Raw genomic sequence first — 20495 nt, forward strand, 5'->3', positions numbered from 1 at the left:
TCCATCAGGGCCATATCAAGAGTATAGGCCGAATATATGACAGCATTCGATTCTGCGTTGCCAACAAAAAAGCACTTGCCAAATGGGCGGGTCCATATATGTCTCCTTGGAGCGTTGTTTCCAGATGTGGACACGAACTCCAAGGGACAAAATTTCTATTATGCAGTTTTTACTCTCGTTGACGTGGTCCTGATTATCAGGGGACTGTATATCTGGGCTGCTTGGTTTGGCCTTTTTTCAATGCTTCCGGCGATTGGGTCTCACCGAGGATGGACCCATACGTGGTGGGCCATGCTGCTCGTGCCGCTGCCGATTCTCGCTATTCCGATCTTTATGCAATTGCCTGACGTCGCGAAAGATTTTATTCCTTTTTACGGAGCCTTTGTCGCAGGCTATTTTTCTCATTTGATGCTTGATGGAGAATTTGTCTGACGTCGGAGCGTGACCGGTTACGCGTTTGAACCGGTCAGCTTTTCGTAGAGCGTCACGTAATGGTGTGCCATGGTGGTGTCCGTGTACTTGGCGACAGTGTCTGAACCATTGGCAACGAGTGTGTCAGCCAGATTCTTGTTTGTCACCACTCGTACAATGTGGGATGCCAACTCTTCGGCGTTTCTATTCTCGAAGACCAGACCATCGTGTTCATGCGTCACGAGTTCCAGATTGGACGGCAGGTCCGAGGTGATGACAGGAGTGTGTGTTGCCCATCCTTCCTTGATGACCGCGTTTGAGCCTTCTCCGTCAACCGAAGGGATAATGAGCACGTCCATCTCCGGCAGGACAACGCGGCTTTCCTGATAGCCGAGGAACAAAATTGAACGGGCCAGATCCAGCTTTTCGGCTTGTTGTTTTAGTTCTTGGAATAACGGGCCTTCTCCGGCAATCATGCATTGCCAATCAGGCATTGCTGGATGTTTTTTGAGGACATTCAAAGCGTTTATGAGCACTCCGAATCCCTTTTGTGCGCTCAGTGCGCCGACTGCGCCAAGCGTCAGTACCGGGTGTGATCTTTTTTCCCTTTCATACATGTCAGCGTCAATACCGCTGTGAATCGTGGTTGTCTTATCCTTTGGTATTCCACAGGAAATAAGAATTTCCTGAATCTCCTGACTGACCGCGACAACCGCATCGCCAGCGAGGTATTTGCTTTTGCTCCACCCTGGTTTGAGAGGGTATGATACCCGGCGACTGTGAATTAACTTAAAGCGATTGTTTAACTTTTTAACCATGGCGGCAAGAGAAGCTCCCTTGGCATCATTAGTGTGGACGATATCCGGCTGGAATGAACGGATCAACCTCGTCAGACGAAAGACGTTGAGAGGGTTATAGTCGCTGGAAGAATGTATTTCTGCCAAAGGGATATTGGCTTCTTCCAAGAGCGGTTTTAACGGGGAATTCTGAGGAATGACGACCAGTGGTTCAAACCCGGGAGTTCGAGCAAGAAAGCGGGCAAGGTAAAAGACCTGCCGCTGTCCACCACGAATGATCTTTCCCAGATCAAGGAGCAAAACTTTCAAGATAAACCTCTATGTATTCAGAGCCTTGGCTGTCATTTCCGCAATGGCCTCAAGACTTGGGCAGATTGCGAATCCGGCACGGCTCATGGTTGTAAGTTTGCTTTCAATGCCGCCGCCTTTTTCAAGGATGGCTCCGGCGTGACCCAGTCGTTTGCCGGGAGGGGCCGTCTGGCCAGCAATGAAAGAAATGACAGGTTTGTCGAATCCGGTGGCCATAACGTATTCCGCCAGATTTTCTTCGGCCTGTCCGCCGATTTCGCCGAGGACGACCACGGCGCGTGTTTTATCATGATTTCGAATTATTTCAAACATATCAACAAAATTGACACCGATGAACGGGTCGCCGCCGATGCCGACACACAAGGACTGGCCCAGACCGGCTGAGGTCAGGCGATCGGCCACTTCATACGTAAGAGTGCCACTGCGGGAAAGCACGGCGACAGGGCCGGGCATAAAAGGTGTCGAAGGAAGAATACCGATTTTTGTTGTGCCGGGAACGATGAGTCCCGGTGTGTTCGGGCCGACAACACGAGTGGGAGAATCGGCGATTTGATGAAAGGTGGACAACATGTCGTGCTGCACGATGCCCTCTGTGATACAAATGGCCCATGGAATTTCATTGGCAGCGGCTTCGTACACGGCATCAGCCGCCATCTGCGGTGGGACAAAGAGAATGCTTGCCCCAATCGTATGTGACTGTTTGGCTTCGGCAACAGAATTGTACACCGGAACGCCAAGTACGGTTTGGCCTCCCTTGAAAGGAGTGACCCCGGCCACTATATTCGCTCCATATTCCTGCATGAGCCGGGTGTGGAGTTGGCCTTCGCGTCCAGTGATGCCCTGAACAAGGATGGGGGTCTCCCGGTCAATGCCAAAGAGTGCATCGCTGGTGTATCCAGTTGCTTTGGGCGTCTGTCCGGCAGGGCAATCCATGGGAGTCGGAAATTCAAGCGAGGGAGCCTGTGTCGGTTTGAGCGTGTTCAGGATGTCAATGGCCTCTTTCATATCCTTGGCCATATGGAGGTCGTTGACCTTGAGATCCTTGAGAATCTGCAAGCCTGAGTCGGCATCTTTGCCGGACATACGGACTACGATGGGTTTTTGAGGAGCGGCTCCCTTAAGTGCCCCTTGCATGGCGAGCGCGACTTTTTCGCAGGAGAGAATGCCTCCGAACAGGTTGATGAAAATTGCTTGTACCTGCGTGTCGCCAAACAGCAGTTTCAGCGCGGTTTCCATTCGTTTTTGATCCGCAGCTCCACCCAGATCAAGGAAGTTGCTGGCCGGAAGGTCGGAGAAGTTGAGGAGGTCCATGGTCGCCATGGCCAGACCTGCGCCATTGACCATCAGGCCGACCCAGCCGGGGAGTTTGACAAATGAAAGGCCGGCATCTCGGGCCGTGTTTTCTTCTGGCGAGGCGTGTTCCCGTTGGTAATATGTTTCCATTTCCGGGCGCAGGTCGGCTGCGTTGTCGTCGATCTCCACCTTGCCGTCCAACGCGACAAGTTGTTGGTCTGCGGTGAGAACCAGGGGATTGATCTCGGCCATGAGCAGCCCATTGTCGAGCATCCCATTGAAAAGATTGGTCAGGAGCGTGGCAAAATCCTTTAAGAGGTTTTTGTTTAACTCTAGATGGAAAAAAGCCGCTCTGATTTGGTGCGGAGCAAGTCCCCCGGGGAGCCTGATTTCTTGCACGAGCAGGTTGTCCGGGCCGAGATTTTCGATTTCGACACCACCTTCGCGACCCACTGTCAGGAGAATGCTCTTGCGTTCTCGGGAAACCGTGAGAGAAATATAAAATTCCCGTTCAATGGAGGACCCCGGCTCAACGCGGATAAAGGGAACTGAATGCCCTTTGATTGTCAGGTTGAAAAGCGTTCGTGCGGTTGCCGGGAAATCCGCAGGGTCGTCAATTTTGACAATACCGCCGGCCTTGCCGCGTCCTCCGGTCAGGACTTGCGATTTCAGGAACCATGGCAGTGGAAATTCTGGTTTGAAGTCGTTTTCGTCGCCCGGGTAGACAGCAAGGCCTTCGGGGGTGGGGATACCGGCTTTTGTGAAGAGAATTTTGCTCTTGTGTTCATTAAGTAGCATGTCGAGCTCCTGATTGCAGTCCATAGACGGAAGCATCTTATAGTGGGTTTGTGCAGACGAATCAATGTAAATGTCTTGCCATATTGCGTTTATGAAATGGATATGCGTGCGAGTTTTTTCCTGCCTTTCGTGGGTGTTTTTTTATACAAAACGCTGTGAGCCAACATGCTGTTTTTTGGGGTAGTTGGCTGTTCCCGTGAAGTGGTCTTCTTTTATTGTCTTGAACGACGGGTCAATGCATGTGCTCTGAGAGTCCTGAGTTTTTCACCGGATTTTGCTCCGAGATTCCTGTCTTCTGGTTTGAGTTTCACCTTGAGAATGGTTGCGAGATTTCGTTGGGCTCGGCTGCGATAATCTTTATCCTGATCAACCAGAACAAGGGCAAAAAGCGGTTCCAACGTCTCTGAAAGATGTGTGTCCATGAGAAGATCGACTTTGGTTCCGGCGCGCAGTTCTTCATATCGGGCCGCAATCATGTGCCATTGTGCGGCTTTTATTCCCGCAGTGAGGTGTCGATTGGACAACTTGAGCCGGTGAACAAGGGTCTTGATGCGTGGGATTCCGGCACGATCATGTCCGTAGTGGTGCGGAAGGCGGTCCTTGGGCGTGGCTGTCTTGCCAATGTCATGACAGAGTCCCATCCATACAGTCATGGGGTCTCCGGCCAGACTGTCCATGGTCCGGCAGGTGTGTTCCAGAACATGCGTATCGTGATACGGAGCAGGTCCGGCGGGAATGGTTGCGGCATCGTAAAATTCTTCGAACCAGGGCGACAGGCAGTCTGTTTCCGCGAGCAATCGCAGAAAATTGCCGGGAGCCGGGGCCGAAAGTGCCTTGATGAGTTCCTGACCAACTCGTTCCGGGGACAGGGTTGCAAGCAGCCCTGTTTTTGCGACGGCCCGCATGGTGTCTTTTAGTTCCATATGTGGGGTGAAATCGGGAAGCTGTGCCCAGAAACGCGCGGCACGATAGACCCGGAGTGGATCGATATGGAATGCCTCGTGAGAAGCGGGGCGGAGGATGGCGTTGTTCAGGTCGTCCAATCCGTGCGGATGGCAGATCAATTCTCCATCGTCATCCAACAGGAGAGCATTGACAGTCAGGTCTCTGGCTTTTAATTCTTCCAAGAGTGTTTCTGCTCGTGGAAAGGAAAATTCAAGCCCGTCCATCATGAAAATGGGAAAGGCCAATCCAATTTCGTGAGCCTTTGGAAACGCGTTGGTGAAATCGTCACGGGAAGTACCCGTGACAAGGTAGTCCCGATCATGGATAGGCCTGCCGAGTAGGAGGTCGCGGACAGCTCCGCCAGCAAGATAAAAGTGCATAATCGATACGATAACATAAGGTAACTCATGATTCCACAAGGTATTTTCCTCGTTGAAAGTTCACCGGAACAGATAGCGGCAACCCATGATTCATGGTGTGCGGACATCGAGTCGCTCGGGCCGTGGTCTGTCTGTGATAACGCCGATTTTTCAGGACAAACGTGCAAGCGGGCACAGTGTGAAAGTGCTTCAACGCTGGTTGTTTTCCCTGCCTGCCACACGACCATGGAGTTGGCCCGGTCAATGGCTGAAGACTCCCTTTTGGGGGAGTGGGGAGCGGTTCTCAGTGTGGTGCAGGACGGCGGCAGGGGGCAACTCCGTCGCCCTTGGGTCTCGTTGCCGGGGAATGTTCATGCGTCCATTGTTTTGCCAAAGCCTCCCTCAGTCGGACCGTGGCGGGATATTTTACCGCAAATACTTCCACTGGTGGTCGGTTCCCTGTTTGCCGATGTTTTGCAGTCGCTTGGTGCGTCCATACAACTCAAATGGCCGAATGATATTCTTCAAAATGGTCGCAAGGTCGGTGGAATGCTGATCGAGGAACGGGCGGGCATCACGATTTTGGGGCTGGGGTTGAACCTCGCAGGGTGCCCGGATGACAGACAAATGCGTGATGATTGTTCGGCCCCTGCTGGAACGCTTGCCTTTTCGACGTTCAGCGGGGGGCCTTTGGTTCTCCTTGAAACCCTTGTAAGTCGTGGCAAAAATGTGTATGCAGTCATGCTCGACGAGATTCCACCTGCTCAATGTCTTCGCATGATTGAGAACAGGTTGGCCTGGATGGGAAAGACTGTCCTGGTCCACGAGGGAAACCAAGATTCATATGAGGCCGTGATAACGGGCCTTTCCCCTCAAGGGGGACTCGTTGTAGTGCGTGGTGGAGAAGAAATTGTTCTGTATTCAGGGTCTATTTTTCCTCTCTAAATCCCGTGTAATGCGGGGCGGTTCCAGTCCGTGTTTTTTTATTTTTTGTCTAGGAGACCAGTGAGTTCCATGAAGCCAAAGTCCTTTGAAGAGGTACTTGAAGAGGTCAAAGGAAAGCGCATACTTGTTGCCAACCGGGGTATCCCGGCCCGGCGCATTTGTCGCTCCATTACTGAAATGTTCAACGCCAAGGCGATTATGACCGCCACCGACGTTGATAAAACCTCCCCTGCGACATCGGGAGCAAACGAGCTGCTTTTGCTTGGTTCCGACCCTCGCGCTTATCTCGATCTGGACCGGGTCATTCGTGAAGCCAAGGCCAAGGATGTCGTTGCCATTCATCCAGGCTGGGGATTTGGCGCCGAGGATGATTCCTTTCCCGCTAAATGCAAGGAAGCAGGAATTATTTTCATTGGTCCCGAACAGGAGCCGATGCGGATTTTGGGCAACAAGGTTGCGGTCCGCAAACTCGCCATCGAACAGGACGTTCCGGTGGTCCCCGGGTCCGAAGGGGCTGTTTCGATTCCAGAAGCGCGCGAAATCGCCAAGGAAATCGGATTTCCCGTCATGCTTAAGGCAGAAGGCGGCGGCGGTGGCCGTGGTATTTATGAAGTCTATCAGGAAGAGGATCTGGAGAACGCGTTTTCAAAGGCGTCCGCTCTGGCGCAGGCCTCTTTCGGCAATCCGCGTCTGTATGTCGAAAAATTGCTGACTTCAGTCCGTCACATCGAGATTCAGGTCATTTCCGACCAGTACGGCAATGTATTTTGTATGGATGAACGTGATTGTTCGGTTCAGCGGAATCATCAGAAGCTGATCGAAATCACTCCTTCTCCCTGGCCGAAATACACGCCTGAATTGCGTGCGCGGCTCAAGGAATATGCACGTCGTCTCGTGTCAGCTGTTGGATATCATTCCTTGGCGACTGTTGAGTTCTTGGTCGATGCCGATTGTGTGCCGTATCTCATTGAGGTAAATACTCGTTTGCAGGTTGAGCATGGTATCACCGAATGTCGGTATGGTATTGATCTGGTTGAAGAACAGATTGCCATTGCTTTCGGTTCCAAGTTGCGGCTCAATGACGAAGAGACCAAACCGTATCAGTGGGCCATGCAGTGCCGAATCAACTGCGAGGATCCGCAAAAGAATTTTGAACCCAATTCCGGTCGTATAACCCGGTATGTTTCTCCGGGTGGTCAGGGAATTCGTATCGATTCCTGTGTGGGAGATGGCTATCGTTTCCCGTCCAACTACGATTCCGCAGCCGCCTTGCTGATTTCTTATGGTAACTCCTGGAATAAGGTCGTTGCCTTGATGAAGCGTTCCTTGCGCGAGTACATGATCGGGGGGCTGAAGACCACGCTTCCTTTCCATTGCAGAATCATCGATCAGCAAAAATTCGTGGATGCGGACTATGACACCAATTTTGTCCGTCAGAATTATACCGAGCTTATGGATTACTCGGATCGTGAGCCGGATTTTCTGCGCATGATGCGTCTTGTGGCCGAGATTTCGGCCTTGGGCTACAACAAATATGTCCAGTTGGGCGAATATCGTGGTCGTGAGGACAAGCGTGTTGGCCGTTTTGAGCTGGTTGAACCGCCTGAGAGGTCGTCGGGATTCGAGCCGCATTTTTCGCGGAGTATGGATCGGGATGCCATTTTGGACACATTGCGGACTGATCGGGAGAGTGGCATCATCCACATGACCGATACCACCACGCGTGATATCACACAGTCCAATAGTGGTAACCGGTTCCGTCTGGCTGAAGATCGTATTGTCGGCCCATCTTTGGACAAATGTGGGTTTTTCTCTCTTGAGAATGGTGGTGGGGCGCACTTTCATGTCGCCATGCTCGCCAACATGACCTACCCATTTTCCGAAGCTGCGGAATGGAACAAGTTCGCACCCAATACATTAAAACAGATTCTTGTTCGGTCCACCAATGTTCTGGGGTACAAACCCCAACCGAAGAACGTCATGCGGTTGACCGGCGAGATGATTAATGAGCATTACGAGATTATCCGTTGTTTCGACTTCCTGAACCATGTCGAAAACATGCGGCCTTTTGCCGAGGTTGCCATGAATTCGAATCGGAATATCTTTGAACCCGCTCTTTCCTTGTCGTGGGCCAAGGGCTTTGGCGTGGATCGGTACCTGCAAGTGACTGATTCCATTATCGCCATGTGTGCCGAGGCCGGTGGCGTGACCAAGAAGCAGGCCGAGAAGATGATTATTCTCGGTCTCAAGGATATGGCTGGCGTGTGTCCGCCCCGATTCATGCGGGAACTCATTGCGACCATTCGAGCGAAATACCCTGAGTTGGTCATTCATTGTCATCGTCATTATACGGATGGGCTTTTTGTCCCAACCATGGGTGCGGCCGCTGAAGCTGGTGCGCACATTGTGGATGTGGCTGTTGGTGCGTCTGTTCGTTGGTATGGTCAGGGCGAAGTTCTGTCTACGGCCGCGTATATCGAAGATGAAATTGGTCTGAAAACCAATCTGGATAAAGACATGATCCGTTCGACCAACTTCAAGTTGAAACAGATCATGCCGTATTACGATAGATACACTGCTCCATACTTCCAAGGAATTGACCACGATGTGGTTCGGCATGGAATGCCGGGCGGTGCGACATCTTCCTCTCAGGAAGGTGCCTTGAAGCAGGGGTATATTAAACTGTTACCGTACATGCTCAAGTTCCTTGAAGGAACTCGGAAAGTGGTTCGGTATCACGATGTGACCCCTGGTTCACAAATTACCTGGAATACCGCATTCTTGGCGGTCACCGGAGCATACAAGCGTGGCGGCTCCCGCGAGGTTCGTCGGTTACTGAATGTTCTGGATATTGTGACTCTGTGCAAGGAAGAGGACCTGACCAATCATGAACGGGAAGCCAGACTCGCGTTGTATCGCGATTCAAATGATGCTTTCCGGAATTTGTTACTTGGGAAATTCGGCAAAATGCCACTTGGTTTCCCGGAAGATTGGGTCTACCAGTCCGCTTTTGGCAAGGGCTGGGAAGTTGCCATCAAGGAGCGGACCGAAGAGTCGCCGTTGACCACTTTGGTGGATGTTGATTTGGACGTCGAGATGCAAGCATTACAGAATCGATTGCACCGGCATCCTACAGACGAGGAATTCGTCATGTATCTCAACCACCCTGGAGATGCCATTTCGACCATCGATTTCTGTGAGAAGTTCGGCAACATCAACAATCTGCCGGTTGACGTTTGGTTTGAAGGGTTGGAGAAGGGCGAAGTCCTGCAATTCCAGGGCAACTGCATGAAACCGCACCGGATGCGTATTCTGGATATTTCCGAGCCGGATGAAAACGGCATGGCCGTTGTTCGTTATGCGCTTGATTCAGAGATCATGAGTCATCAGGTGAAGGTTGCCGAGCCGGATGTTGGCGGCAAGGAGTCCACTGAAATGGCGGACCCGATGAATGAATATCATGTCGGTTCTCCTAGCAACGGTGATTTGTGGGTGACGCATGTTCGGCCAGGTGACAAGGTCAAGGCCGGTGAAGAACTGTTCAATATCTCCATCATGAAACAGGAGAAAGCTGTTCTTGCCCCCATTGACGCAACAGTCAGACGGGTTATCAAATCCGCCAACTACACCGAGGACAAAAAAATGATTCCGGTGGTCGAAGGCGAGTTGATCGTCGAGTTGGGACCCGAAGTTGGCGTCTGCCCGACATGCAAAAGTGATGTCCCGAGTGAGGATTGCAATTTCTGCCCTCAGTGTGGACAGAAAATCTAAGAAAAATACATGACCATTCAAATTGGTTGAGTCATTAAAAAATGGCACGACCAGAAGCCTTTGAAATGAAAATAAGGGCCGATAAGCATTAAGTGCTTGTCGGCCTTGTTTTTTTTATGAATATCAGTGCGAATTGTGTCGCTGTTCTTCGTTGAAATGTGTGCTTTAAAGTGGTTTTTTGGTACAATGGTCTGACCAATAGTTTCATTGACGAACCTGTCTGATAGACTGTAAGCGGGTATTCGAAGCTCATGGCTTGATTGTTCTTTTTAGAGTGTTGAATCGTAATCGTAGAAAGTCACAATGACTTTGGTAGGGGAGGTTTTCCCTGAACGCCAAAGTGAATTTCCAGGAGGAAATGATGGCCAAGACCCAGAAAAAGCCCGCCGCCAAGGCTGCTGCCAGCAAAGCCGGGGCAAAAACTGAGAGTCTCCAGAAAAAATTGGTCCTGAATGGGGCCGATATTAAGAAGATCGGTGAAGAAGCCGAACTTCTTGTCGGTGGAAAGAATTATAATACAGCAATCATCAGTCAGGTTGCTGGGATTCGGGCCCCTGAGTTTAGGGCTATTTCATCGCATGTCTTTCACCATATCCTCGACGAGACCAAGGTGAACGCCGCTGTTGTCCGCTCAATGGTTGATAAGGAATACAACCGGGTTGATTGGAGTTCAGACGCCGTTAACGAAGATTCCGAATATTTACAGCAGTTTGTTCGTGAAGTTGGCAAAAAGATTCGTGAACAGTCTGAAAAACAATCAGGCACGCCGATCAAGCTGCGGACCTTTATCAATAACGTTGTTGAAGGGTTTGCGACATCTCCTGAGGGTATTGATCAACTTCGAATGCGTTCGGTGTTGGTCCAGTCGGCCATCCTTTCCGTCAATATCCCTGCTGAAATAGGCAAGGAAGTCAAAGGCGCCTATCTTTCCATATGTAAGGAAGCCGGTCTTGACGATGTTCCGGTTGCGGTCCGTTCATCTGCTGCAGGTGAAGACAGCCGCAAAAAAGCTTTTGCCGGTTTGCAGGACACGTATCTCAATATCGTTGGTGCGGATGAATGCCTGGAAGCGTATCACTGGGATTGTGCGTCCGCGTACAACCTGCGTTCCATGACCTATCGCCGTGAAGCCATTCTGGATGCCATTACCAAGGCCGAGGAAACCGGCGATGTGGCTATTGCCGAACTCGCCAAGAAGGAATGGGCCATTGAGCATACGTCCTTGTCCGTCTGCATCATGCGCATGATTAATCCCGTGATTTCGGGAACGGCGTTTAGTGCGGATACGGCAACAGGCTGTCGTGGAACCGATCGGAATGATTTGGTGTCCATTGATGCAAGTTATGGCTTGGGAGAGGCTGTTGTTGGCGGCATGGTCACTCCTGACAAATTTTATGTCTTCCAACGCGATGGCAGCCGTGAGGTTGTTATCCGGTATATGGGCTGCAAGGAAAAGAAGATCATCTACCGGGAAGACGGCAGCGGAACCCAAGTGGTCAAGGTGCCGAGTAACGAAGTGTATCGTTGGGCATTGTCCATTGCACAGGCTGAGATGGTCGCTCAAGGTGTTCGAGCTATTTCAAAGGCCTATGGCGGCATGATAATGGATTCCGAATTCTGCATCGACAAATCGGATCGACTGTGGTTTGTCCAGGCTCGTCCTGAAACTCGGTGGAATGAAGACATCGAACTGCATCCCAATACGATTTTCATGCGCCGTCTCGAAGTGGACAAAAAGGCCATTGCTTCGGCTGAAGTCATTCTCGAAGGCAACGGGGCTTCCCGTGGCGCAGGGCAGGGCACAGTCAAATATCTCCGTTCCGCTCTGGAATTGAACAAGATCAACAAGGGTGACATTTTGGCCGCTCAGCGGACTGATCCGGACATGGTTCCCGGTATGCGTATCGCTTCGGCCATTCTCGCCGATGTGGGCGGTGACACCAGCCATGCGGCCATTACTTCTCGCGAACTTGGTATTCCGGCCATCATTGGTATTCAGCGACTCGAAGCCTTGCGGTCACTTGAAGGACAGCAGGTCACGGTCGATGGCTCACGAGGTAAAGTCTATCGTGGCGAGTTGCCTCTGGTAGAAGTCGGTGGCGAAATCAATGTCGCGGAATTGCCGGCCACCAAGACCAAGGTCGGTTTGATTTTGGCTGATGTCGGTCAGGCTCTGTTCCTGTCTCGGCTTCGTCAGGTCCCTGATTTCGAAATTGGTTTGCTTCGTGCTGAGTTCATGCTTGGCAATATTGGTGTGCATCCCATGGCACTCGAGGCGTATGACAAGGATACGCTGAATGATCTGGTGGAAGAAAAAATCCAGCAGATGGATATGCGTTTGACCAAGGTCATGAAGGAACAGCTTGCGTCCGGTCTGATTACCATGCCGCTCAAATTGCGTGAATACGTCGGACTTATTACGGGGCTGACGCATGAGATGGAAGCCTTGGCTGAACAGGAAGGTGCCCGGAGCACGGATGCCGTTTTGGCCATGCATCGCCGTTTGCGCGAAATGGATCATAAATTGGATGACCACATTGCGTTGGCAACGGAACGACTTGATATTCTCAAGACGTCCATTGACGCTGAAGCGCATGTTGCCGTGGTGCTGGGATACCATGACATGCTCGAATCCGAACCAGAAGCCCGGTCCGAGGCGTGGCAGATTCGTCAGCAGCATGAAAAAACGGTGGCTGAGTTTGTTGAACGTTTGAAGGATGAGCCGGAATTTGGCGCATATTTGGACAAAATTACTCGCCTGCGTGAAGAAGTCGCTCTCAAGATGGGTTTGAAATCCGAAATGGATGAAGTGGCAACATTGCCTGACCGGATTCGTCATCTTCTTGAAACCCGAGGCTATACCACCGGCAAGGAAAATTATATCCAGACCCTGTCCCAGGGATTGGCTTTGTTTGCCATGGCTTTTTATGGCAGCAATATCGTCTACAGAACCACTGATTTCAAATCCAATGAATATCGGAATTTGCTTGGTGGTTCGTTGTTTGAAGCGCATGAAGATAACCCCATGATCGGATATCGCGGTGTCTCTCGGAATATCCATGATTGGGAACTCGAAGCCTTCAAGCTCGCTCGGGGCATTTATGGCGGCAAGAATTTGTCTATCATGTTCCCGTTTGTCCGGACGTTGGAAGAAGCTCGCTCCATGAAGCGGTATCTCAAACAGGTGCATAATCTGGAATCCGGCAAGGATGGCCTCAAGGTTATCCTGATGGCGGAAATTCCGAGTAATGCCGTCTTGTGCAAGGAATTCCTCAAAGAAGTGGATGGGTTCTCCATCGGGTCCAATGATATGACGCAGATGGTTCTGGCGACCGATCGTGATAATGCCAGTTTGCAACACATCTATGATGAAGAAGATCCTGCCGTTGTCTGGGCTATCTTGTCCGCGATTTTCGCTGGGCAGAAAGTCGGTAAAAAGGTCGGATTCTGCGGACAGGGCGTGTCCAATAGCGTCATCTTGCGCGGATTGGTCGCCATTGCAGGGATTGTGTCCGCTTCTGTTGTTCCTGATACGTATTGTCAGACCAAGATGGATTTGGCCGCTATTGAAGCCCAAAATATCAAGACCCGCGATTTGGGTGAATGGCTTAAAAAGCAACATATGCAGAATTTGCAGGATCTGCTCGAAGTTAACAGCTACGGGCATATTCTGAAAAAATATAAATCGCCTGAAGATTTCATGGAATGGTACGAAGGTGAACTCGATCGTTTTGGCGAGCAGCTTCGTGACCATATGGAAACGCCGAAGGAAGAGTTCTATCGTCAAGAAATGGAACAGTTCCGGTCCATTTTCCATAAACCGGTGATTTACGCCAGTTGGGATTGGCACCATACTGTCAGAGATGCCATGGTTCATGCCGGGTTCGATTCCTTTGAGGAACAGGAAGCCGCGCTTGAAGAACAACGTAAAAAGCAATGGTAGTCCGTAATACATAGAATACCGAGAAAGGCTCCTCTTTAGAGAGGGGCCTTTCTTTTTTGGTGAAAGGACTGCGAAAAAAAGGCACACAAGAGTGTCGTTTTCGGTGGTGATATATGCAGTGCCGCCAGGCAAAGGAAAGAAGTTATGCGGCATCAAGTACCTGTTTTACAATAAAAATGTTTAACAATAGTAAGCAATAGCCGTTGACGCTACCCCCCATTTTGAATATGATTCCTAATATATCAAAAAATTATGTAATATCAGACAGTTTGTTTGACAAAAATGTTCGAAAACAGCCGTTTCATAAACGGATTAGCAATTTGCCATCTCAAGAGAATTCATGCCGTTTTTATTGAAACATCATTTTGATCCTGATTGGGATTTTTCCAGGCTCAGGCCTGAAAAACAGGCTGATGGGAGCGTGAACCATCATGAGTTGCATTATGTCAATAATGTTTCGAAAGGTGATGTGATCGCGGAATGGGTCTGTCTGGATGCCGCTGATGTCAGTGATGCACGATTTGTTTTTGATGTAATGGATTTCCCTGCCGGACGCGGCACTGGTATTCGTTCGACATGTGCGGACAAACTGTTTGCCGCCGTGGATGGGTACGTGTGTTACAAAGAGGGTAAAATTGTCGTCCGAGAGACCCTGACTATACATTCTGATGTCGATTATCACACTGGAAATGTGAATTTCATCGGAAAAATTGTTGTCGAAGGGTCCATTCGAACCGGCTTCAGTGCCCGGGCTGTCTCAATGTCCATAGAAGGCCAGATTGAAGGCGCGCAGGTCGAAGCGGTTCGCACCATTCATTGCATGGGGGGAGTCAAGGGTGGAAAGGCCGCGCAGCTTGAAGCCGGCCGCGATCTGAAACTTGCCTATTGCGAGTACGCAACGCTTGTCGCTCACAATGATATTCTCATCAAGGGAGCCGCCATGCATAGCACCATCTATGCGGGGAAACGGTTGGCTGTCGGGGATCGATTAACAGGCGGGAATATTTGCGTTTATGAATATGTCTATGTTGGGAGTCAGCTTGGCGGTGGATTGGATACTGACACCTCCTTGGTCTTGGGATACAAACCGTCCTTGCTTCATGCCGATGAACGGTACAATCAGCGTATCAAGATTCTTCATGACGAAATTGCTTCGTTTGAAAAGGTGCTGAACAAGGGAGACGAGTTCCGTGCCGAGTTTGAACCATTGTTGGAGTCCGCATTGCGGGAACTCGATTTGTTGAAGGCCTTGAAGGTCAAGTTGTGGGAAGGAATTTATGCGACGGAACGCCTTGAGAAGTGCAAGATTCTGGTGCCGGGAATCGTCAAGCCAGGTGTCGAAATAAGTATTGGTTCCGCTTTTTTGAAAGTGCAAGATTTTTTGGAAGATGTGTATTTTTATTACGATAATGATGAAGTGAAAATTGGTGCTTCCACCAATAGAGTTAAAAGATAATATATGGATATTGCAACATTAATTGGGTTGGTTGGCGCATTCGGACTGGTGGCGACGACGATTTTCATGGGTGGAAATGCTGCTGGTTTCATTGATATTCCATCGGTGGTGGTGGTTATTGGTGGAACCTTTGCCGTCACGTTTGTCATGTTTCCGCTTGGCGTGGTTATCAATGCGTTCAAGGTCGGCATGAAAACCCTTCTTTTCAAGTCGGATGATCCTATCGAGATTATCAATCTCATTACCGGACTGGCTGATACAGCTCGCAAGGAAAGCATCATAGCCCTTGAAAAAGTGGCGATTGACAATGCTTTTCTCAAGAAGGGCGTCATGCTTGTTGTTGACGGTTCGAGTGAAGGACTTGTTCGGTCTGTCATGGAGATTGAGCTTGAATTCATGAAACAGCGACATCGGCAGGGCCAAGCTGTTTTCAAGGGAATGGGAACAATGGCGCCGGCATTTGGCATGATCGGGACTTTGATCGGATTAGTTAACATGCTGTCCAATCTGTCCGATCCGTCTTCCATTGGACCGGCCATGGCCGTGGCTTTGTTGACGACTTTTTATGGTTCGGTTTTGGCTAATTGTATTTTCTTGCCCATGGCCACCAAGCTGGAAGAACGGTCCAGTGAGGAAGTCCTGTTCATGCAAATCATGATTGAAGGCGTTTCTTCTTTGCAGCGGGGAGATCATCCGTCGGTGGTTAAGGAAAAACTTCAGGCCTTTTTGTCTCCTGCTTTACGAAAAAAGAGTGTGTAATTTCGGTCTATTGAGAGGAGCACGTGGCGAATAGAGCAGAAGAAATTCTCAGGCGAAAACCTCCGGAAGAGCCTCCGGCGGAGGATGGACTTCCTCCCTGGATGGCGACATTTGCGGACATGATGACACTTTTGTTGTGTTTTTTCGTGTTGTTGCTGTCTTTTGCCGAGCAGAGTGAGCAAAAGTACCGCGATGCGTTAGGATCGATCAAGGGAGCTTTTGGGGTCAAGGAAGTGCGGGCTGTTTCGGATGAAATGGCTCAGTTCAATACCAGCCGAACCGTCAAGGACATGGCCTCCAGCATATCGCATGATGAGCGGTTACTGCTTGGTGTGGTCATGCGGATCAAGTCGTTGCTTGCGGATGAAAATATAGCATTGAAAGCGGGAATGGGCGTCACTGCTGACAGGGACGGCGTGGTTTTTAGTGCCCAATCCGCTGCCTTGTTTCGTCCAGGCTCTGCGGATCTGGCGGATGGGGCAGACCGAATTCTTGATAAGGTTGTGAAAGTCCTGAAGGATTACAAGTTGAATATTGTCGTGCGAGGTCATACCGACGACAGACCTATTTCTTCTCCACGATATCCTTCGAATTGGGAATTATCTGCGGCTCGTGCGGCCATGGCATTGAATTATCTCATTGATAAGGGCGGCATCGAAATCAATCGGGCCAAAGCGGTCGGGTATGCGGATACGAGACCGGCTGTTTCCAATGATTCTGATGAAAATAGGTTGAAGAATCAGCGCGTTGAATTTTATCTTCATATGCCGCAACGGGATGCGTGGTAGGGAAAAGCATGGCTGAACAAGAACCGATTGAACAGCAGGAAGGGGTTGCTTCTGATCCCCCAAAGCCGGATGCAGGCATTCCTCCGTGGATGGCGACATTTGCGGATATGGTTACGCTGTTGCTGTGTTTTTTCGTCTTGCTTTTGTCGTTTACCAACACTGATGTGGCGAATTTTAAAACAATGATTGGTTCTGTGCAGGAAGCGCTCGGCGTTCAATTTGACGATGTTGGTGCCACCGGGGTGCCCTATGCTGAAACGCGGTTTTCCGAACGAAGAAGTGTCAAGGAAAACAGGCAGATTGTCGAACTCGGTGCTCGGATCAAGAAGAGTATTCGAGCGCACGATTTGGCGCACATGGCCCGAGTGAGTAGTGACAAATCAGGTGTGATGCTTCGTTTGAGCAATCATGTGATGTTTGCCAAGGGGGGCATTGAATTGACGGATGAGGCTCAAAAAGGGCTTCGGGTTGTCATTGATGCCATGGAGAAGAGCGATTTTAACCTTATCATCCGTGGCCACACAGATGGCGAGCATGTGGAATCAACGCTGTACAATTCCAATTGGGAGCTGTCAGCAGCCCGCGCCGCCCGGTGCCTCCGGTATATCCTGCACCATTCCACCATCCCGGCAAAACGTATGAAGGCCGTCGGATACGCCAGTGCCAAACCCATCCTTCCCAGCACTTCGGAAGAAAACAAACGAGTCAACCGCCGTGTCGAATTTTTCTATATGCCACCCGGACGCTCCAAGTGGTAATGAAAAAAGGAAAAGCCTCGTTTTTGACGAGGCTTTTCCTTGGTGAATGTAGAGGGAAATACGTAAAATTGATTGTAGCTCCCTGTTTATATAGGCGAATAGGGGGAAGACGTTTTCTAGATTGCTAGTTCCTTGTCTCTTTTTTGAAAATAAACTTTGTCTATGCGGGGATTCTGTTCTACGTCGCCATTTTGGTTGATAATTCAACGGTTTCACGATCAAAGTTCCTTAAAATCGGTTTATCTATTGCATGCTCTCATTGGAGGATTTCCCATGGCGAACCCTGAACATTTAAAGATTTTGAAACAAGGCGTTGCGACTTGGAATAAATGGAGGGAGGACAATCCAGAAATAAAGCCTGATTTTGAAGGTGAAGGCCTTCAAGGGGCAGACCTCATGGAAGTAAATTTTATGGGGGCAAATCTTATGGAAGCAAGTCTTAGAGGAGCAAACCTTGAAAAGGCGGATCTTAGAAAGGCGAACCTTAAAAATGCGGATATGGGATGGGGGCCTCTTCCGAGTACCAAAAAATTGATAATTGGATCAGAGTCTTCCTTCCCTTCGCAAAAAAAAACTCAAAAGAAGAAATCCCAAACAACAAATCTCAAATTGGCGAATCTTAAAGGGGCTGATCTCCGACAAGTGAACCTTAGAGATGCAAATCTTGAGAATGCGGAGATTAGAGGGGCAGATCTCAGGGGAACGGATTTGAACAATGCTTATGTTCATAATACGAAAATTGACAATACAATGCTTTGCTTGGGCATCAGCACTCAAGGTAGTTACGGCAGTCAGCTGTTTGTCCGCCATGTTCGGGATTTGGATTATATCGAGGAAACTAAAGAAAAGTATCCTTGGAAATATCGGATATGGAAATGGACCTCCAACTGTGGACGTTCCATCGGTCAATGGGCTGCCTGGTCATTTGTCTTTGCTTGCCTTTTCGGTGTTGTTTTTGCCAATTATCCAGTCTGGAGTTGGCTTCCCGACCAGCTGCAATCTTTGCTTACAGTCATAGCTCCGAAAATGAGTTACAGCAATCCAATAATGGCCGATGGTTGGTTTACACCTTACTATTTCAGTATAGTCACCTTTACCACCCTCGGATTCGGTGATGTGACCCCAACCAACACCGCTGGTCAAGTCTGGTTGGCTCTTGAGGTCATACTTGGCTACATCATGCTCGGTGGCCTCATAACTTTATTTGCTACTAAAATGGTTCGCCAAAGCGGATAACACGATTCTAGTCATTTCGGTTTTTTGCTGACTCTCGGGGATTGTTTATTTTCCTTTTTTCTCATGCGGTAAAAAAGGCCCAGACAAATTCTGGACCTGAAATTTTATTATTGAAAATAATTTTGAGGTATTATTCTGTCAAAAAAATATGTGAACATCCACCTAAGAGGAGTGTCAGAGTGGCACATACTATCGAAGTGTGCTTCAAAAAGATGAGGCCGCCGGTCCATTATCCCTCAATTGTGCAATTTGCTCTTATGGCCTCTTTATTCAGCGAATAGAGGGCATCGAGAAAATGCATCTGAAAACTGCCAGGACCGTCAGCCTTGGCGGCAGCCATTCCGCCCGCAGTTTTCATCAGAGCCATGCCTGCCACGGCTGCATCAAACGCGGAGTCGGCCACGCCAGCACAAGCTCCGCAAATGGCGGTCGAGGTGCAGCCCATGCCGGTCACCTTGGCCATGAGAGACGTCCCACCTTGCAACCATACTGTCTCTGTGGTGGAAACCACCATATCCCGCTTTCCGCTGACGACCACAACACAATCAAAGTGTTCTGCAAGATATTCCGCCGCTGTTTCTGCTGCTTGTGTCGTGTGTATGGAGTCCACGCCTTTGGTCTGTCCGTCCGCGCCAGCTACCGCCATAATTTCTGAGGGGTTACCGCGAATAATGGTCGGGGCAACTTCTTGAAGAATTTTCGTACAGGTTTGCGTCCTGAACGAACTGGCACCCGCGCCCACCGGATCAAAAATAATCGGCTTGGATGCCGCCTTTGCCGCCTTTCCGGCGACAAGCATACTGGAAACCCATGGCTCACTCAACGTCCCAATATTTAGCACAAGGCTGTTGGATATGGCTGCCAGTTCTTGCATTTCTTCCTGCGCATGAGCCATGAGAGGAGATGCGCCAAGAGCCAGCAGAGCATTGGCCGTATTATTCATGACCACATAGTTGGTGATATTGTGGACAAGCGGTGCTTTGGAACGAATCCGTTCAACAATATCCCAGGTCCGGGCAAGTAGCGTCATAATGCAGCTCCAATATGTTCTTTTTCTCTACTATTCATCAACGTCTTCACGCTTTTATCCTGAACGCTCGTTGTGGTCCAGTGACATGTCCTTCGAGAGTTGCTTTTTTCTAAGAGACTGAATGTTGATTTCGTTACTTGCGTTGTTTTTTTGCGTTTGTCGTAGGGGGAGGATCTTTGCGGCTGCAAGAAATCTTTGACTCACAGTAAATTTCGCTAAAAACACGAAAGCCCTTATTCTTTCGCGGAAGAATAAGGGCTTTCGTGCTTTTCTTGAAACCGTATAGGTCGGTCTAAAAATGGTGGAGGCGGGGAGAATCGAACTCCCGTCCGAGAATGATCCGCAAAAGCTTCTACAGGTTTAGGTCCGGAATAAACATTCGCCCGATGGATTGCTCCGGGCCAGACGGCCATCGAACTAGGTCTTTAAGTGTTTCGCATCAGATACAAAGATCAAATAGGTGATGCTAGCCCTATGATTTGTCGATTCGTTTTGCCTATAAGGCGTCAACAAAGGAATCGTGACAAACTATGTTGTCAGATAGCAACTCTGCAATTAAGCAGCCATTGCGTAATCGTAATTGTCGTTTGCAATTATCTTGTGGTCGATTTTTACGAGGCCATCGACCAACCTCGACCTGCAGCCTTGACTTCAACAATCCCCGTCGAAACCAGTGCGCCCCCATTTCAAAGAACAAGCGGACACAAGATATATAAGGAGTTTGCCGTGTTTGGCAACTCTATTTCACTCCAGAAATAAAAAAAAGGCTCACTGAAGGTGTTTTTTTTGAAAGTTTCAGTTTCATGGGATGTTATAAAATGTCTAGAAAATATCTAAAATACAATTTTATAGTGCTGGAGCAGGGAAGTATCCAGAAATACGTCGAAAAAAGCGGCG

13 protein-coding genes and 1 other RNA gene are annotated in these 20495 nt (G+C 49.5%); 9 read left to right on the plus strand and 5 right to left on the minus strand.

Annotated elements, in window-relative coordinates; genetic code table 11:
• Positions 1-36 precede the first annotated feature (36 nt).
• Complete coding sequence (locus tag GO013_RS06605) at positions 37-432, plus strand: metal-dependent hydrolase (RefSeq protein WP_163809417.1); 396 nt, start codon at positions 37-39, stop codon at positions 430-432.
• Positions 433-449: 17 nt separating this feature from the next.
• Here GO013_RS06605 and GO013_RS06610 read toward each other — a convergent pair whose 3' ends face one another.
• From GO013_RS06610 to GO013_RS06620, 3 genes are all read right to left on the minus strand, one after another.
• Positions 450-1517, minus strand: a complete 1068-nt coding sequence (locus GO013_RS06610) for a glycosyltransferase (protein WP_163809418.1) — start codon at positions 1515-1517, stop codon at positions 450-452.
• Positions 1518-1526: 9 nt separating this feature from the next.
• Positions 1527-3608, minus strand: coding sequence for a succinate--CoA ligase subunit alpha (gene sucD / locus GO013_RS06615; RefSeq protein WP_163809421.1), 2082 nt, complete (start codon positions 3606-3608; stop codon positions 1527-1529).
• Positions 3609-3820: 212 nt separating this feature from the next.
• Positions 3821-4933 carry a tRNA nucleotidyltransferase gene (locus GO013_RS06620; RefSeq protein WP_163809424.1) on the minus strand — a complete coding sequence of 371 codons (1113 nt, stop codon included), beginning with the start codon at positions 4931-4933 and terminating at the stop codon, positions 3821-3823.
• A 27-nt stretch (positions 4934-4960) separates the two neighbouring features.
• On the opposite strand from GO013_RS06620, the gene GO013_RS06625 reads away from it, so the two are divergent.
• From GO013_RS06625 to GO013_RS06660, 8 genes are all read left to right on the plus strand, one after another.
• Entirely contained in the window at positions 4961-5857 is an 897-nt protein-coding gene (locus GO013_RS06625; protein WP_163809426.1) for a biotin--[acetyl-CoA-carboxylase] ligase, read from the plus strand.
• A 69-nt stretch (positions 5858-5926) separates the two neighbouring features.
• A complete protein-coding gene (locus GO013_RS06630; RefSeq protein WP_163809720.1) occupies positions 5927-9628 on the plus strand; it encodes a pyruvate carboxylase in 3702 nt (1233 codons plus the stop codon).
• Between the two features lie 361 nt (positions 9629-9989).
• Complete coding sequence (locus GO013_RS06635) at positions 9990-13571, plus strand: PEP/pyruvate-binding domain-containing protein (RefSeq protein ID WP_163809428.1); 3582 nt, start codon at positions 9990-9992, stop codon at positions 13569-13571.
• 340 nt (positions 13572-13911) lie between these two features.
• The gene (locus tag GO013_RS06640) at positions 13912-15027 is read left to right on the plus strand and encodes a FapA family protein (protein ID WP_163809430.1); all 1116 of its coding nucleotides are present in this window, start codon (positions 13912-13914) and stop codon (positions 15025-15027) included.
• 3 nt (positions 15028-15030) lie between these two features.
• Entirely contained in the window at positions 15031-15786 is a 756-nt protein-coding gene (locus tag GO013_RS06645; RefSeq protein ID WP_163809432.1) for a MotA/TolQ/ExbB proton channel family protein, read from the plus strand.
• A gap of 23 nt (positions 15787-15809) precedes the next feature.
• Complete coding sequence (locus GO013_RS06650) at positions 15810-16574, plus strand: flagellar motor protein MotB (protein ID WP_163809434.1); 765 nt, start codon at positions 15810-15812, stop codon at positions 16572-16574.
• A gap of 8 nt (positions 16575-16582) precedes the next feature.
• Positions 16583-17332 carry a flagellar motor protein MotB gene (locus GO013_RS06655; RefSeq protein WP_163809436.1) on the plus strand — a complete coding sequence of 250 codons (750 nt, stop codon included), beginning with the start codon at positions 16583-16585 and terminating at the stop codon, positions 17330-17332.
• Positions 17333-17605: 273 nt separating this feature from the next.
• Positions 17606-18568 carry a pentapeptide repeat-containing protein gene (locus tag GO013_RS06660; protein ID WP_163809437.1) on the plus strand — a complete coding sequence of 321 codons (963 nt, stop codon included), beginning with the start codon at positions 17606-17608 and terminating at the stop codon, positions 18566-18568.
• A gap of 229 nt (positions 18569-18797) precedes the next feature.
• Here GO013_RS06660 and thiM read toward each other — a convergent pair whose 3' ends face one another.
• Together thiM and ssrA are read right to left on the minus strand one after the other, a co-directional pair.
• On the minus strand, positions 18798-19598 hold the full coding sequence (thiM, locus tag GO013_RS06665; RefSeq protein WP_163809440.1) for a hydroxyethylthiazole kinase: 801 nt from the start codon (positions 19596-19598) through the stop codon (positions 18798-18800).
• A 299-nt stretch (positions 19599-19897) separates the two neighbouring features.
• Positions 19898-20281, minus strand: a transfer-messenger RNA (tmRNA) gene (gene ssrA, locus GO013_RS06670).
• Between the last annotated feature and the right edge of the window lie 214 nt (positions 20282-20495).

It is taken from the genome of Pseudodesulfovibrio sp. JC047 (genome assembly GCF_010468615.1).
Lineage (GTDB): Bacteria > Desulfobacterota > Desulfovibrionia > Desulfovibrionales > Desulfovibrionaceae > Pseudodesulfovibrio.